Here is a 17,264-nt window from a genome sequence, read left to right as displayed (position 1 = left end):
GACAGACCTCAAAAGCAGACGAAGCAAGTGTATATACTAATGAAGATTATCGTGGAAGAGGTTATGGTGTAGATGTTACAACAGCTTGGGCTGCAGAGGTAAAAAAACAAGGGCGAATTGCACTTTATAGCACTTCATGGGATAATTTTACATCCCAATCTTTGGCAAGGAATCTAAAATTGGTACAGTATGGAACAGATATTCTACTGAGCTGATGTAACCGTAAAAACAGGATTGCTTATTCCACTAACAGGGGCTTTATTTGAATAACGATCTTCAACAATCGGGCGCGATTCTTCAATAAGAAGATCGCGTTTTTCCGTTATAGGGCCATATTGTTGAATAAAACACATTGAAAAATTTGTGATTTATAATGTGAAAGTGAAGATTTATACTTGGACTAACGGGAAATTAAAGTGGAAAAATGATAATTAGGGGGAATATTTATTATTTCATTTATAAAAATAAAACAAAAAAAGATGGAGGTGCTTAGTAAAGGGGACAAAGGGAAAACGATTATCATACTAACGGGGTTAGGCTGTTCATTTGATGAATGGTACAACATTACCAAGACCTTAAGTAAAACCAATAGAGTAGTAATTGTGCATAGACCTGGACTAGGAGAAAGTGAAATAGGGAGTGAAGTCCGTAATACTGGAGCAGTCGTTAAGGAATTACTTGATTTAATATCAGTACTTGAAATTACGGAACCAATTGTATTGGTTGGTCATTCCTATGGGGGATTGTGCGTACAACATTTTGCTAAAAGTTATCCTAAAATGGTTGCAGGAATGGTTTTGGTGGATTCAACCTCTGTAGATTTACAGGAATTAGACGAATTAGGTTTACCTATATTGGATGAAACTGACTCTGATGAAGTTTGGTTAGAGAAATGTAAATCTTATTCATCGATGAAACAAGAGCAATTAGGGATACTATTAAACCCTACTCTTTCTGAAAAGCAAAAATCATTTCCTAAAGAAATTCGACAGAGATTATTAGACTTTCAAATAAGACCATCTTTATACAAAGCGTTGCATTAAGTTGGGACTACAAGGCGGGCTGCCAGAGGAAGAATTAAGAATTTTAGAAGAAAAATGGCAAGAACTTATTAGTAGACAGGGAAACCTTTCTAGCAATAGCAAAATTGTATTTGCAAAAAATTCAAGCCCCACTATACATATGGATAGACCGGACATTATCATTCACTCAATTTCTGAAATAATAAATAAATTTAATTAAATTAAACCAAGTACATATTCGTATTTCATCTCTGCTACTACAATTGGCAATATGATCTATGGCCTTGTATTAGCCTTTCTTTCTTATGGGATTATCTCTATTTCACAACAATATAAAAAACTGTTTTATGTAATCATTGGAGTTGTAGCTATTGTCTTTGCGGTGCGATTCATCAAAAAGCATCATACAAGTAATGTTTCGAAAAGGACCGCCATTTCTTATTGACAACCTTTATACCATCAGAGTCTCTATATTTCGATACCACCATAAAATAAAAAAGAGCTACTAAACGTAGTTCTTTCTCATCGCTATTTATTAAGTTTTTTGTAGATTTGCAACATTTGTTGTCTTTCTTCATCCGTTAGTTTTTCAAATATTTTCTTCCTTAATAACTGCCCTGATTCATTGGCCTCTTTTAAAATCATTTCACCATCATATGTGATTTCCAAATAAATGATTCGGCGGTCATTTTCATCAATGGAGCGGGTAATTAACTCCATTTTTACTAACTTTTCGGTTAAATGTGTAACTGTAGGTGGTGTTAATCCGAGCGCTTTTGCCATATCAGAAGGACGACTTTTTCCATTTACCTTTAAATGACCAAGAATTAGAACATGCGTTACTCCCAAACCTTTATTGAAACCCTTATTCCACTGAATAATCAGATTGTTTGTCATTTTATCCATATTATGTATAATCTCAAAAATGGTTTCCTCCTGCACGTGAAATTCCTCACTTTCCAAAATAGAATCCCCGAGAATAAATCGGAGAGATCACTTTATTCTTACTATACCATATTATTGGGGTGGAAATCTGCCAGTAATAATAAGCATGGCTCCTATAATATAGAAGAAATGATCTTCTGCCTGCTGCCAAGACTAATGCTACATTTCCATTCAGCAAATCTTCCGAGTCCATTGGTGTCTAAATAATTCCAAGGAACACTCTTTGACTCGTCCCCTCTCGTCTACTAAAAGTTGTCGCAGCCATTAATAACCCGTAATATAATCGATCCATTTTGTTTCAATAAGTCAACCATCCCACCGGATCACTCTCTATTCTTAGCTAAAAATATTGCAGTTTTCTCAATATAACCATAAGGATCTACTGGAATAATCCCTACTAGGGAAAATATACCGCCAGATAAATGTCACAAAATTTTACGTTATTATTGCTTTTTTAGTAACAGTTTAGTATTATTTAGTCGTTAATAATTAAGCGTCTAATTATTTTAGATATAAATAAATATTCAATGTTATAGAATAAGCCATAATCTAAATTACTGAAAAATGTTTTCATGGCCTACTACTTTTCAGGACTACTAACATAACATAATGATTGTGCTTAAATTCTGCAGTAATTCAGCGCTAATAATATCTTTTTAGATATGCTGCACTACTTAGGTAGCCCATTCTTTGGTAGGATGGATTCTATCATACGTACAGTATTATTTATATCCTTTTATATTCTGATGCCAATGAAAGGTAGGTTACAGGACAGAAAGAATAGAAAATATGACTACCTTATTAACGAAGAAATTTAGAAATTGGTTTTGTCACTGCGCATTTTACAAGGAAGGTGCAAATGTTATCCTAGCTGATTTTAATTTTGAAGTAATAAAGCTGCTGAGGAAATAGCATAAATGGCGATGATTCAGTAGATTCTTTGTTAATGAATGAGAATATATATAGGTCGATTACCTTGAATTCGAGATAATTGAATCAGAAATAAATAGAAGATTAAAATGACTTTCTATTTACAAATGTACAGGTTTTTGTATTAATAAGCCGATTTTAGCAAAACCTAAAATGTATTTTATAAATACAGAAATTTTAGGGAGCTAGATCAATTGAAAAAGCAAAATAAATTAGGGGGCATCAATATGAGATTAGAAGGAAAAGTAGCAATTATCACAGGGAGTGCTTCAGGTATTGGAAGAGGTATGGCTCTGGCCTTAGCAAAAGAAGGGGCTCATATTGCAATAGTAGATATCAACGAAGAAATGGGTCAAAAAACATTAGCCGAAATTAATCAGCATAATGAGGGGATGCTGCTTATTGCAGATATTTCAAAAAAGGAAAATGTAGAACAAATTGTAAGTGATGTAGTTAATAAATTTGGAAAGTTAGATATTTTAATCAACAATGCACACGCTTCCAAGCAAGCACTATTTGTAGAAACAACACAAGAGCTTTTTGATTTATCGTTTGGAACAGGGTTTTACCCGACTTTCCATTTCATGCAAGCAGCTTATCCTGAACTAAAGAAAACAAGAGGAAAAATAATAAACTTTGCTTCTGGTGCAGGACTTAACGGTCAACCAACACAAACTTCCTATGCAGCAGCGAAAGAAGCAATCAGAGCAATATCACGAGTTGCATCCAATGAGTGGGGACCTGAAGGAATTAATGTCAATATCATCGCCCCGATTGCACTAACAGCGGGGGTCGAACAGTGGAGCAAAAGTTCCCCTGAATTATACGAAGCCATGATAAATAATATTCCACTTAGAAGAATGGGCGATCCAGAAGGGGATATTGGAAGAGTAGCGGTTTTCTTATCAAGTAGCGACTCTGATTATATTACTGGACAAACTATCATGGTTGATGGTGGTTCGACGAAATTACGTTAAAACGAATTAACCAACCGGCTTGTTTTTAGATATTGTTAGTTGAATGAATTGGTGGGATTTAATCCTACCTATTACAAACATATTTTAATTCTGTATTTTATTATTTCCAAAACAACGATAAAAAGGATGGTATGAATGAATAGAGTAAAAGGGAAAGTCGCATTAGTAACAGGTGGCGCTTCAGGTATTGGTCTTTCTTCAGCGCAACTTTTAGCAAAAGAAGGGGCAAAAGTAGTCATAGCAGATTACAGTATCGAAGGGGCAAAAAAAGCGGCAAAAGATATTGAAGCAAATGGTGGAGAAGCAGTAGGTATTTTCCTAGATGCAGGAAAGGAAGAATCTATTAAAGAAGCTGTTGAATTTACAATTAAACATTATGGGAAAATAACAGTTTTGTTTAATAACGTAGGCTCATCAAATTTAAAGAAGGACCTAGATGTTGTAAATATGGATCTTGAAGAATGGGATCGATTAATGAATTTAAATTTAAAAAGTGTATTACTTGGAAGTAGATTTGCCATTCCTAATATGATTGAAAATGGTGGAGGATCAATTATCAATACAGCTTCAATGGCTGCTTTCGCAGGGGACTCAATACGAGCTGCTTATGGAGCTTCAAAAGCTGGAGTAGTTAATTTAACTAAGTATATTGCAACACAATACGGAAAACAAAGTATTCGCTGTAATGCTATTGCACCCGGTCTTATTTTAACGCCTGCAGCAAAAAACAATATGTCACAAGCATTATTGGATACTTTTGGGAAATACAACCAGCTTCCTTATCACGGAGAGCCAGACGATATTGGTAACACGGTCCTATTTTTAGCTTCGGATGAGTCAAAGTTCATAACAGGACAAACTATTAAAGTAGAAGGCGGACATTATTTAAGTAACCCGACTATCCCGGATTTTAGAGAGATGACGAACTAAATAAAGGTCTTGCTTTTTATAAATGTGGAGGATAAGAATGAGCGGTAAAATTCATAACGCCTGGTGGGTACTGATTGGTCTTTGTATTCTTCTAGGAATCGGTAAAGGGACATTAAACAATTCCGCTGGTCTTTTCTTACCATCCATCTCAAATGAACTTGGCATTGGTATGGGAGATTTATCTTTATATTTTAGTGTCTCTGCAATTATCACAATGTTGTATTTGCCTTTTGGCGGAAAATTGATAGCAAAATACAATATCCGGTTAATATTGATCATTTCCATAATTTGTGAAGCAGGCGCTTATATCGCTTTTAGTTTTATGAATTCTGTGTGGGGATGGTATCTATTTGCAGTCCCATTGGCATTTGGTGGTATATTCATCACAGTCATTGCAGGCCCTGTTTTAATTAGTCAATGGTTTAAAAAAAGAAATGGCCTAGCTCTGGGTATTCTAACTGCAACAGGCGGATTGTTCGGTTCAATCTCCCAACCAATTGTTGGAAATCTAATCGCAAACCAGGGGTGGAGATTTGCCTATTTGGCTATCGGAATCACAGCCATTGTTATAGCTGTACCGGTTATACTTCTGTTTATAAAGAAAATGAACCCTAATAAAGGGCATTATCCTTATGGGATTACAGAAGGCGATAAGGAAAGTCAAAAAGCTTTTGATAACATTCAAAATAAAGGCGTGTCTTTTGTGGATGCGAAAAAATCTTCTGCTTTTTATACATTGATGTTATTTTTATTTTTCCTGACTTCCATTTCAAGTTTTACCATGCACATACCAACTTACTTAGTCGATAGCGGGTTTGAACAAACATTTGCTGCTAAAGCAATGGGTATTTATATGTTAGGTGTTGTTTTTGGTGCACTCGTTATTGGAATTTTAAATGACAAATTAGGATCGAAGAAAGCAACAATACTGTCTATGATTTGCGGTTTAATTTCCGTTTCCTTGCTATTGTTCGCAAATTCTAGTTCCGCAGTCATCTTTATCGCACTGATCCTATTTGCGTTTGTAACAAGTGGCATTGGTACTCTTGTACCGTCCCTTGCACTTAGCTTATTTGGAAATAAAGAATATAGCCAAATTTATTCAACAGCTTCTTTGGGTTTAGCAATTGCTGCTATCGTCGCACTTCCAGCTTACGGTTATATCTTCCAATTTACAGGAAGTTATTCAGGAGGATTATATGCAATTTTAGTAATGCTTGTTATTAATATAGTTGCTGTAATTTTTGCCTATAGAGGCAAAACAAAATTAGAAAAATCAGGATTATGGAAATAAAATAATTAATTCCAAAGGGGGATAAAAATGGAGGGAAAACAATCTAAAATCCATTACGCATGGTGGATTCTTGTTGGCCTATGTATTATCATCGGAGTTTCGAAAGGGGCATTAAATAACTCTGCAAGTCTTTTCTTAACTCCGGTATCAAACGAGCTTGGCATAGGAATGGGTAACTTATCATTATATCTAAGTATATCTGCTATAGTAACATTAGTATTCCTGCCATTCGCTGGAAAGCTAGTTGCGAAATATGATATTCGTATGTTAATTATTATTGCAATTATCTTACAAGCAGGTTCATTCGTTGCATTCAGCTTTATGAATTCTGTATGGGGCTGGTATATTTTTGCCCTTCCACTAGCAGTTGGTGGTACGTTCATTACAGTTATTTTAGGTCCAGTATTAATCAATCAATGGTTTAAAAAACGTAGTGGTTTAGCTCTTGGTATTTTAGCCGCTACTGGTGGTGTTATAGGAGCAATTGTACAACCTATCGTTGGTAAAACAATCGTTTCTGAAGGTTGGAGATTCTCATATGTAGCAGTTGGTGTTGCTGCAATAATTTTTGTTATCGTTGCAACTGTAGTATTTATCAAAAAAATGTCTAAAGAAAAAGGGTTATATCCTTACGGCGCTGGTGATACAGAAGGCGGAGATCAATCAGCAAATAACACTGCAACAGATAAAGGGGTTACATTAGCAAATGCTAAGAAATCTTCTGCGTTTTATGCTTTATTAACGTTCTTCTTCTTAATTACAGCTATCGCAAGTTTCATGATGCACATCCCTACGTATATCGTTACTAAAGGATTCTCTCAAGAGTTCGCTGGTTCAGCTATGGGTGTTTATATGTTAGGTGTAGTATTCGCTTCTCTTATTATCGGAGTTTTAAACGATAAAATTGGAACAAAAAATACGACTATTCTATCGATGATTTTGGGGATGGCTTCGGTATTTATATTCTTATACGCAGCATCTAGTTCAGTTATGATTTTTGTAGCTCTCATTCTATTTGCATTCGTTACAAGTGGTATCGGTATCATCGCACCATCTTTAACTTCAAGCTTATTTGGAAATAAAGAATACGGTCAAATTTACTCAACTGTTTCACTAGGTTTAGCAATCGCATCAATCGTTGCAATTCCTGCATACGGTTATATATTCCAATTTACTGGAAGTTATTCAGGTGGTTTATATACAATTTTAGCGATGTTAGCTATTAACATTGTGACAGTAATTATCGCTTATAAAGGTAAGGAAAAGTTAGAAAAAGCAGGTTTATGGAATTAAATTAAAATTGAGGAGGAATTTTTAATGAAGAGATTAGAAGGTAAAGTAGCAATTATTACAGGATCAGCACAAGGTATGGGTGCGGCACACGCAAAATTATTCATAGAGAATGGCGCAAAGGTTATTCTGACAGATTTAAATGAGGTAAAAGGGAAAGCATTCGCAGCTGAATTAGGTGAAAATGCCATCTTCGTGAAACAAAACGTAGCATCTGAAGAAGATTGGGCTACAGTTATTGCAAAAGCAGAAGAAACGTTCGGTCCAGTAAACGTATTAGTAAACAATGCCGGTATTACTATGGCGAAAAATATGCTTGATGTTACAGTAGAAGAATACCGTCGCATCGTAGAAATTAACCAAGTATCTGTATTCTTGGGTATGAAAACTGTAGCAGCTTCTATGATGAAAACAGGCGGCGGTTCAATCGTGAACATTTCTTCAATGAACGGCTTAGTTGCTGGTGCTATAGGTTACACAGATACAAAATTCGCAGTACGGGGGATGTCAAAAGCGGCTGCAATTAACCTAGCACCAATGGGCATTCGCGTAAACTCTGTACACCCGGGCGTTATTGCGACGCCAATGGTAGTACAAGAAGATACAAAAGCAGCTGTAGAATCATTCTCTCAACACATTCCATTAAAACGAGTAGCACAACCAGAAGAAGTATCAAATATGGTATTGTTCTTGGCTTCCGATGAGTCTAGCTACTCAACAGGTTCAGAATTCGTTATCGATGGTGGATTAACTGCGCAGTAGTAAAAATACATGAAATAAACTGAATATGATTTATAAAGGCCGATCTTCTATTGAAAGAAAATCGGCCTTAGTTTTTTTTATATTTAAAACCGCACTTACTTATGGTGTGAAGAAATTAGCATATGTACAAATATTATTGATTTTCAGTATTTAAATTATCTTCATCAAGGATAAACTCCTCATTTGGATTGTTAGTATAATCACTAGTATCTCCATTGTCTTGAAAAATTTCAGTAGCATTTGTAATTAGCCGCTTTTCTGAAATTGAACTGCACCCCAAATGTTAGACACAAATCTAACATTTGAAGGTGCTTTTTTATATGGTAAGAATATTTTTGAACAAAATTGGATGCGATTTTTTGTGTTGAAAAGGGTGATGAAAATATTACTTCAATAGCTAGAACACTTTATTTTCAAATACTTGCTTAAAAATATCGGAATAATGATCGGAAATATGAGGAATAATTATTAACAAAAAAAGTCTAGGCTTATTGTACATAACATGTCTAATTTAGCAAAAGATAAGGAAAGGCCTAGAGAAAGGAGGTTAGCATCAAATGGATATCCTTTTGGCAATACTACCTGCCATTTTCTGGGGTAGTATTGTCTTATTCAATGTTAAGTTAGGTGGAGGTCCATATACTCAAACGCTTGGGACTACAATTGGCGCACTGATTTTTTCAACTATTATTTATATAGTAGTTCACCCACCATTAACACCACTTATTTTTATTGTAGGAATAGTTTCTGGTTTGTTTTGGGCACTTGGACAAAGTAATCAGTTAAAATCAATTAACTATATTGGCGTTTCAAAAACGATGCCAATTTCTACTGGTATGCAGTTAGTGTCCACAGCTTTGTTTGGTGTAATCGTTTTCCGTGAATGGTCAACGACAAAAACGATTATTTTAGGTGTATTAGCCCTTATTTTCATTGTGATTGGTATCGTGTTAACAACACTGGAAAGTGAGAAAAACGAAGAGAAATCGGGGCAATTTAAAAAAGGGATTATTACATTGATTATTTCCACAATCGGTTACTTGGTTTATGTAGTGGTAGCTCGTTTATTTAATGTAAGTGGCTGGGCCGCTTTATTTCCACAAGCCATTGGCATGGTAATTGGTGGACTTATACTTACTTATAAGCATAAACCTTTTAATAAATACGCAATTCGTAATATTATTCCTGGTCTGATCTGGGCAGCTGGGAATATGTTCTTATTCATTTCCCAACCTAAAGTAGGGGTTGCAACAAGTTTCTCATTATCACAAATGGGAATCGTAATTTCAACTCTTGGCGGCATTTTCATAATAGGAGAAAAGAAGACAAAACGTCAGCTTATATCCATTTCAATTGGGATAATACTAATTGTTTTAGGTGGAGTGTTTCTCGGAATGGCGAAAAGTTAATAGTGGTACGTATTAATAAATAAAAATATGGGAGGAAATATTTTGTATACTGACTTAAAAGATAAAGTAGTCGTTATCACTGGTGGTTCAACGGGTCTAGGACGCGCAATGGCCATTCGGTTTGGAAAAGAGCAATCAAAGGTTGTAATCAACTATTACAAAAATGAAGCGGAAGCAGTAGAGGTAAAAAAAGATGTAGAAGAAGCAGGCGGACAAGCTATTATCGTTCAAGGTGATGTAACAAAAGAAGAAGATGTAGTGAATCTTGTTCAAACTGCAATCAAAGAATTTGGTACTTTGGACGTTATGATCAATAACGCTGGTGTTGAAAGCCCATCACCTTCTCACGAGTTATCACTTGAGAATTGGAACAAAGTAATCGATACCAATTTAACAGGTGCTTTCTTAGGAAGCCGTGAAGCAATTAAGTGTTTTGTTGAAAATGATATTAAAGGTAATGTTATTAATATGTCTAGTGTTCACGAAATGATTCCATGGCCATTATTTGTTCACTATGCAGCAAGTAAAGGCGGTATTAAACTAATGTCCGAAACATTAGCCCTTGAATATGCACCAAAAGGGATCCGTGTTAATAACATTGGACCAGGTGCAATGAACACGCCAATCAATGCAGAAAAATTTGCTGATCCAGTGCAACGTGCAGATGTTGAAAGCATGATCCCTATGGGTTACATCGGTAAACCAGAAGAAGTAGCATCTGCAGCAGCATTTTTGGCATCATCAGAAGCAAGCTATATAACAGGTATAACACTATTTGTTGATGGTGGTATGACGAAATATCCTTCTTTTCAAGCTGGAAGAGGCTAATGTATAATATGAAGGGACATGGTGATAGCCGTGTCCTTTTCCTTTAAAGAGCTTCCAAAATGGATTTTCATTAAAAAGATGCTTGTTTTTATATTTAAAAGCAAGCATTTCTTCTAATGTGACAACCTTGAAGAACAAAGTTGTATTTTTAGTAATACACTTTCCATTAAACAACATAATTAACCATTATAAAACACCCCAAAAGTTAGATTTTGATTCTAACTTTTGGGGTGCACTTTATTGTGCTTATATTAATGATTAACGGATATCCATTACTTTGTAACCTTTATCTGAATTTACTGTAGCCGAAATCAGGTGGTTTTCATCACCACTAACATGCCCTTCAATATAAATTACGGGTGTAGCGTACTTTATGTGGTTATACATACCAACTGTATTACTTGTTGTTTTTTTGCTTTCAATTGTATCTAATAAGATGTTTAATACAACCTATGAATCATTACCTGAGATTGATCAAAAGATGCTAGCAGAATTATCAAGTATTTATAAGCAATTTGAACAGTCCGAAGACCCGTTATGGACTGATAAATACTCATTTCAAACTCAACCGCTTATGCTAATAAAGACCAATAAGGATCAAGGGATTTTACAAAAAACAGCTTATGTCGTAAATGTTCCAATGGACAATGATTTTTTTTCTAAAGAAATTATTGTACCTAAATCTCTTGGGTTGCCCAAAATTTATAGGATCAGTCTTTTGCCACCAAGGAACTTAAAAACATGGATGCCTAATAATTCTGGGACTCTTCAGTTAAAAGATCAAGAAATTATGTATTATAAATATTATCCAAAAGTGATGAATAACCCAGAATTGTATTTTGATTTTTTTCCCTTCTTACTACATGAATCATTTCATATATTCAAACAAAATTTGTGGACTTTTGATAATAATGACGCAGAATGGATTAAAAACTATCCTGAAAAATCCGAGCAATATGCACTCATGGGGATAGAATTTAAACTACTTGATCAAGCAATGAATGTTAACGAACCAGAAACCATTTAAAAATATTTACGTGAATGGGCTATTGTTCGTAGTTATCGATATCAAAAGTGGCCGCAGTTAATAGGTGAAACAAAAACAGAAGCAATAGCGGTAATATATATACAATATTTTATGCTAAGTGAAGAACAAACTCAGCGAATGAAAACACTGCTGGATAGCATATAAAAAAGCTCATTAGGAAAGTCACGAAATGTTGATTTAAAAACATTCGTGACTTTTTAATGAGTCCACAAAATTTTAGTATTGCGGCTGCTTCATTCAAAATTTTTTCAAAAGTTTATAAGAATTATATTTTTCTACTTTAAACTTGTAACTATAATTGAAAGGGGCAAGTAGAAAATGAAAAAAATTATGAAGTGGTTTTCGATAAGTTTTCTCATTTTATTGATTGTGCTTATCGGCTCTGTATATAGCTTCCATAAGTACAAAGAGAATAAAGAGACAGCTTTATTAGAGAATAATACGGGCAAACTAATCGATTTTAACGGGAAGAAGATTAATGTTTATTCTGAAGGTAATGGCGCAGATACATTTGTATTTATGGCTGGCTCAGCAGTAGCAGCACCTATGTATGAATTGAAAAGCTTGTATCATAAGTTTTCAAAAGAAGATAAAATCGCCGTTGTGGAAAGAGCAGGATATGGGTATAGTGATGTATTTAACGACGACCGAGATATTGATGTAATATTAGAACAAACTAGGAAGGCATTAATTAAAGGCGGAAATAAGCCCCCTTATATTTTATTACCACACTCTATTTCAGGAATTGAAGCTATCTATTGGGCGCAGAAATATCCAAATGAAGTAAAAGCGATCGTGGCGTTAGATATTGGTTTGCCATCTCAATATATAAAACATCCTGTGGGCTTAGCAGAAAAGACTTTTATGAAAGCAGGAAACGTATTTAGTGAATTAGGATTTCAAAGGGTGTTTCCGATTTTAGCATATAACGATGCCGTATTAGAGAAAGATTATCTAACTTCGAAAGAAAGAGATATATTTAAGGCGATTTCAAATAAACAGGGAATCAACAATGATATGAAACAAGAAATGCTAAATTCTGTAGATAACAGCAAAAGGTCTATAGCATTACCTGTTCCAAAAACAACCCCTATCTTATTTATTGATGCTTACCTCAATAAAAATTCAGAAGCTGCTAAAGCATCACTAAAAGACTATCAGGATTTTGCGAAGCAGTTAGACGCTTCAAGTGTAATTCAAATAAAAAGCAAGCATAGTATTTACTTGTATCACCCAACTAAAATCTACGAAGAAACTCAAAAATTCATGCAAGAGATGGTCAAAAATTAGTTAGGAAGGAACTAAAACGTTGTTTACAATTTTACTTGTAGAAGATGATAAAATGATTGGAAGTTTATTAGAGAATATACTTCAAAAAGAATGCTATAAAGTAATTTGGCTAGAAAATGGCGCTTCCTTATATACAATTATTAAGCAAGTGGACATTGTCATTATGGATATCATGTTACCAGGCGAGGACGGATATCAGATTTCAATGCGAATTAATCAGTTAGGGCTTAATATTCCTATTATATTTTTAACTGCTAGAAGTGACATTGATAGTAAATTAAGAGGGCTTGAAATTGGAGAAGATTACATGGTGAAGCCATTTGATCCGAGGGAATTATTAATACGAATAAAAAATAAATTAGTTACTTTTTATGGAATTCACAAACAAATACAGCATTTATCAATTGATGTTACTCATATGCGTGTCGTTAATAATCAAAATAATAAAGAAGTCGAATTTACAGCCATTGAAAAGAAAATATTCTTTTATCTCTATGAAAACGCAAACTTTATTTTATCTAAAGAACAATTCATGGATTACCTTTGGCAGCTAGAGGATCGTAATTCCAATTTAATTAACGTGTATATCAAAAAGATACGCAATAAGATTGATGATACAGATGGTATGATTATTCAAAATGTATATGGAGAAGGGTATCGTATGAATACCCATGTTAAACAATGAAACTAAAAAAGAAATATCAATTATTGCTATTGTCAGTTATATTCAGTGTTCCTCTTTCTGTAGTAGTGATTAATGTTATTGTAACCGTAATTTACAATCATTTTTCAAATGATACAGAAACCCGCTTTTTTGAATCCAAAGCCTATCCAGTTATGCTAGGATTATTTATCGTCAGTTTCTTTACTTTGGCTATTTTATTCTCTAAATCGATTAATTCATTGATTAAGCGAATCAATGAATTAAACCAAACCATTATGGAGTTGGCGAGTGACGACAAGAAGAGACTTCTAAAGATTCCTTACTCTAAAAATGATGAATTAGGGGATTTAACCAAGGCAGTAAACCTTCTCATTGACCGGACAATTTCGAAGGAAATTGAAATAAAGCAACAAGAGCAAATGAAACAAGAACTTTTAACTCAGTTACGCCATGATATTAATACGCCCTTAACAGCTATGCGATTACAACTTTACACTATAGAAAATGATTTTTCACAACATCAGGATATTTTCAATTCACTAAACGAACAAATAAACTATATTTCAAAGTTATCCGATGAATATGATTTTGAGCGCATATCTCGTGTTGATAATTCATATGTAATTATGGAAAAAGTAGATGTTTCAAGACTTATAAATACAATCATATCAAAGTGGAATTTTTTATATAAAGTCAACCAAATATCTATTGTGTCAAACGATTCTTCAACTGAATTCCATTGGAGGAGTAATGAAATTTGGTTGCACCGATTATTTGATAATATCTTCCAAAATATATTGCGTCATGCAGCGTGTGATACATTAGAAATTACTTTGCAAAAAAGCTCAATTATCTTTAAGGATAATGGGATTGGATTTAATGTGGAGGAAAAGGGTACGGGCCTACGAATCATCGAAGATATTTGCCGAGTGCTTGAACTTCAGAGTACAATCCAATCTAACAAAAAAGGTACTCAAGTTACTATAAGTTATGCGCAACATTAATACTTTTGGTAATTGCCCCACCTCCAAATAAAGCTTCCCAAAACCATATTTGAGAAAGTTTTTTAACGTTGAACTATTAGACAAACAATTCAATTCCTTTGATGATTTCAGAAAAGAATTTTGGAAGTCTGTAGCAAATTCAAGCTTTGCAAAGGAGTTTAATAACCGAAATGTTTCGAGGATGTTAGAAGGAAATACTCCTATTGCTCCTAAAGTTGAACATTATGGTAAACATAAGTCATAGTAACACTAAATAATTGGAAAAAATCCTGCGGACAAATTGCGGACAAATCCAAAAATTTCGGCGTAAGCTAGGATGTCTTCAAAAAAAGGAAAGCCCGTAAACGTTGATATACCAACGTTTACAGGCGGAATAAATGATGGTCTCGACAAGTCTCGAACTTGCGACCCCCACCTTGTCGAATTAATCAGGCCAAATAAACCGCGTCAAACTAAATTCAATTAAGTTAAATAAGCCTGTTTTAATAAGGTTTTTAAGAGAGGATAAATTAATTCAGTTAAATAAAATAAGCACAAAAAAATAATTCTACGGACAAATTGCGGACAAAAGAGTTAACAAGTGGTTTGTATTACTCTTTTTTTGTTTTCCTGTATTATCTGTATTATAAGTTTATGTCTATATAGGTAGAGGCCTCTGTATAAGTTATTACTAATTTAAAAACAGATGGATTTTTAATGTAACTCAATGTTCATAAATAATCAGCTCTGTAAAATCATTAATTTTCACCGTCAGGATATAAGTACTTAAATTTGACCTTTGCTTTATTCAACAAACGGGCCATATTGTGGAGCAACAATAACCCACTGTATTATCTGTAGCTCCCAACTAGAACTCTCGAAAAAAAATGTAATTAAGTTCTCTTAATAATTAGTACAATTAAAAACAAGTCCCTTAAATCTAAGGAGCTTGTTTCACCAATTCTTCAATTAAATAAAATGTTTCTTCATCTTGCACAAGATATTTATCCGCTAATTTTTTTTCAAAAGCCATAAAATCTAAAATAACATTTTGAGAAATTTCATCTCTACCTACAAATAAGACAAGATCATCTCCGTAATTAGAGTCAAATTCAATAGTGTAGGAATTCTTCAAATTTAAAGCATCTATATCTTTTCTTTTAATACCTGTAACAGTTGTTTTTTCAAATTGGGTTAATAATTTAGCTATATTTTCTTCCGAAAGTATAATTTTTTTATTCTCTGTAATATCCTCAGAATTATAGGTAATCGTTCCTTTAGAATATTTATCTTTTTTATAATCTGAAGCAGCTATTTCAATTGAATCAATTAAAGCGGTTTCACTATATTTTTGTTTCAAGATAGACGACATATATCCATAACCAACTATAACTATTACCAATATAATTAATGCCCAAATAAGTTTTTCTTTTTTTGATTTCTTTGGTCTCCTATTATTTCTCTTTTCCAAATAATTCCCCCTTAAAATAAAAAGGATATACTATAAAATTGGAAAAATCACTATATAACGAACTACAACAATCTGGCGCTTTTATTGAATAAGAAAAGTGCTTTATTCAATTATAGGGCCATATTGTTGAATAACTTTCTATGGAATAGCAATAGAAAAATGCGGTTTTATAACGATACGAAATATACATTAGAGAGGGTTTTCGGTTTATGTTAAAAAATAGTTTAAGATGTAAACTATAAGGGGTTGATGAGAATGAAATTTATTAAACAAAAAATATTTACAACAATTGTTAATTCATTGTTAGTTTCAGCAGCTTTAGCATTTAATTATATTTATTTTTTACATAATCCACCCAACTATGATGAATTTTTTATTAGCCTATTTGGTTATAGCCTTTATGTCCTCCCATTATTTGTTGTTGGTGCAAGTGTTTCTTTTATTTTAGACTTTAAAATAAAAAACAAATTTTATAATTTTGTTAGTTATATTTTTAGTGGGTGCTTAGTTGGAATACTATTTTGTGTTATAGCTTTTCGAGGGATATCCATTAGAGATCATATATCTTTAATGATGATATTAGGCATCATCTGTGCAATTTTGGTTAACGCAAAAAATATTAAAAAAAGCATTTTTTAAACATTCAACTACTGATCTTTGAATTCCATGTTCTTTATCAATTTTTCATTTGAATCTTCTTAAAAAGAGATAATAAATATGTATTATCTAAATCAGTGTTTATGTATAAATCTGATGCCACCCTTATACAACAATCGGGCGCTTTCCTTGAATAAGGAAAGGCTCTTTTGTGCATTTAGGGGCCAGATTGTGGAATAAAAGTCTTTTATGCAGTATTACTAAACGATGCTTTGGGAAGGTTTAAAGGAATTTATTGAACTCTGCTAGAAATACTAATATAACAACTTAGGAGGTGTTTAGATGTCTAGAAAAGAAACACCAGAACAGGAAAGAGAGCGTTTATATCAAGAAGAACAAAAAAAGAATCCTGCTGGAAATTTCAATGATAATCTTAATCGCACACAAGCAGGTATGCCTAATACTACTGGGATGAGTATCAAAGAAATCGGAGTATTAATTATAATCGTCTTTGTAATTTTTATTGTATATAGTATATATAAGTCATTATAATTCCCATTTGAAAGTATGGAGACACTGAATAACTATCTTCAACAATCGGGCGCGATTCTTCAATAAGAAGATCGCGTTTTTCCGTTATAGGGCCATATTGTTGAATAACACTCAAAAAGTTATCAAACATGGTTTTGTTTTTATATGTAATATTTGTAATAAATGTAATAATATATTTTTTACCCTCTAATGTAAATATTCTCAAAATGCTTTATAAGCTTTTTTTATTCATTACCATATGTTACTATCTCCTGATTGTTCTATTCAGATAA

The 17,264-nt window shown here is 33.4% G+C and carries 18 protein-coding genes; 16 read left to right on the top strand and 2 right to left on the bottom strand.

What is annotated here, in order from left to right; translation table 11 throughout:
• Positions 1 to 215: GNAT family N-acetyltransferase (locus CBM15_RS08055; RefSeq protein ID WP_162287366.1), on the top strand; the 215-nt coding region annotated here is incomplete at its 5' end.
• Between the two features lie 264 nt (positions 216 to 479).
• Entirely contained in the window at positions 480 to 1,043 is a 564-nt protein-coding gene (locus CBM15_RS08050) for an alpha/beta fold hydrolase (RefSeq protein ID WP_239534672.1), read from the top strand.
• Positions 1,044 to 1,550: 507 nt separating this feature from the next.
• Here CBM15_RS08050 and CBM15_RS08040 read toward each other — a convergent pair.
• Positions 1,551 to 1,985 (bottom strand): MarR family winged helix-turn-helix transcriptional regulator, encoded by a 435-nt coding sequence (locus CBM15_RS08040; RefSeq protein WP_239534671.1) that lies wholly within the window; start codon positions 1,983 to 1,985, stop codon positions 1,551 to 1,553.
• A 1,139-nt stretch (positions 1,986 to 3,124) separates the two neighbouring features.
• Here CBM15_RS08040 and CBM15_RS08035 point away from each other — a divergent pair.
• From CBM15_RS08035 to CBM15_RS19645, 12 genes are all read left to right on the top strand, one after another.
• Positions 3,125 to 3,874, top strand: coding sequence for an SDR family NAD(P)-dependent oxidoreductase (locus CBM15_RS08035; protein WP_087616994.1), 750 nt, complete (start codon positions 3,125 to 3,127; stop codon positions 3,872 to 3,874).
• A gap of 135 nt (positions 3,875 to 4,009) precedes the next feature.
• Entirely contained in the window at positions 4,010 to 4,804 is a 795-nt protein-coding gene (locus CBM15_RS08030; protein ID WP_087616992.1) for an SDR family NAD(P)-dependent oxidoreductase, read from the top strand.
• 37 nt (positions 4,805 to 4,841) lie between these two features.
• Positions 4,842 to 6,098, top strand: coding sequence for an MFS transporter (locus CBM15_RS08025; RefSeq protein ID WP_087616989.1), 1,257 nt, complete (start codon positions 4,842 to 4,844; stop codon positions 6,096 to 6,098).
• A 27-nt stretch (positions 6,099 to 6,125) separates the two neighbouring features.
• Positions 6,126 to 7,391, top strand: a complete 1,266-nt coding sequence (locus tag CBM15_RS08020; RefSeq protein ID WP_087616986.1) for an MFS transporter — start codon at positions 6,126 to 6,128, stop codon at positions 7,389 to 7,391.
• Positions 7,392 to 7,415: 24 nt separating this feature from the next.
• The gene (locus CBM15_RS08015; RefSeq protein ID WP_008403908.1) at positions 7,416 to 8,150 is read left to right on the top strand and encodes a glucose 1-dehydrogenase; all 735 of its coding nucleotides are present in this window, start codon (positions 7,416 to 7,418) and stop codon (positions 8,148 to 8,150) included.
• A gap of 557 nt (positions 8,151 to 8,707) precedes the next feature.
• Positions 8,708 to 9,559 (top strand): RhaT/GlcU family sugar-proton symporter, encoded by an 852-nt coding sequence (locus CBM15_RS08010; protein ID WP_087616984.1) that lies wholly within the window; start codon positions 8,708 to 8,710, stop codon positions 9,557 to 9,559.
• Positions 9,560 to 9,601: 42 nt separating this feature from the next.
• Positions 9,602 to 10,387, top strand: coding sequence for a glucose 1-dehydrogenase (gene gdh / locus CBM15_RS08005; protein ID WP_087616982.1), 786 nt, complete (start codon positions 9,602 to 9,604; stop codon positions 10,385 to 10,387).
• A gap of 373 nt (positions 10,388 to 10,760) precedes the next feature.
• A complete protein-coding gene (locus CBM15_RS08000) occupies positions 10,761 to 11,414 on the top strand; it encodes a hypothetical protein (RefSeq protein WP_087616979.1) in 654 nt (217 codons plus the stop codon).
• 339 nt (positions 11,415 to 11,753) lie between these two features.
• The gene (locus CBM15_RS07995) at positions 11,754 to 12,725 is read left to right on the top strand and encodes an alpha/beta fold hydrolase (protein WP_087616977.1); all 972 of its coding nucleotides are present in this window, start codon (positions 11,754 to 11,756) and stop codon (positions 12,723 to 12,725) included.
• 19 nt (positions 12,726 to 12,744) lie between these two features.
• Entirely contained in the window at positions 12,745 to 13,410 is a 666-nt protein-coding gene (locus CBM15_RS07990; RefSeq protein WP_275584006.1) for a response regulator transcription factor, read from the top strand.
• On the top strand, positions 13,407 to 14,393 hold the full coding sequence (locus CBM15_RS07985; protein WP_087616975.1) for a sensor histidine kinase: 987 nt from the start codon (positions 13,407 to 13,409) through the stop codon (positions 14,391 to 14,393). Before CBM15_RS07990 ends, CBM15_RS07985 begins: the two co-directional genes overlap by 4 nt.
• 49 nt (positions 14,394 to 14,442) lie before the next feature.
• Entirely contained in the window at positions 14,443 to 14,637 is a 195-nt protein-coding gene (locus tag CBM15_RS19645; protein WP_338057545.1) for a hypothetical protein, read from the top strand.
• Between the two features lie 675 nt (positions 14,638 to 15,312).
• Here CBM15_RS19645 and CBM15_RS07975 read toward each other — a convergent pair.
• Positions 15,313 to 15,843, bottom strand: a complete 531-nt coding sequence (locus tag CBM15_RS07975) for a zinc ribbon domain-containing protein (protein ID WP_087616972.1) — start codon at positions 15,841 to 15,843, stop codon at positions 15,313 to 15,315.
• Positions 15,844 to 16,098: 255 nt separating this feature from the next.
• Here CBM15_RS07975 and CBM15_RS07970 point away from each other — a divergent pair, with 255 nt between their 5' ends.
• A complete protein-coding gene (locus CBM15_RS07970; RefSeq protein WP_087616969.1) occupies positions 16,099 to 16,482 on the top strand; it encodes a hypothetical protein in 384 nt (127 codons plus the stop codon).
• A gap of 300 nt (positions 16,483 to 16,782) precedes the next feature.
• On the top strand, positions 16,783 to 16,992 hold the full coding sequence (locus CBM15_RS07965; protein WP_087616966.1) for a DUF6366 family protein: 210 nt from the start codon (positions 16,783 to 16,785) through the stop codon (positions 16,990 to 16,992).
• The last annotated feature ends 272 nt before the right edge of the window (positions 16,993 to 17,264 follow it).

This window comes from Solibacillus kalamii, assembly GCF_002174535.1.
GTDB lineage: Bacteria > Bacillota > Bacilli > Bacillales_A > Planococcaceae > Solibacillus > Solibacillus silvestris.
This window is presented reverse-complemented; position numbering and strand designations above follow the sequence as displayed.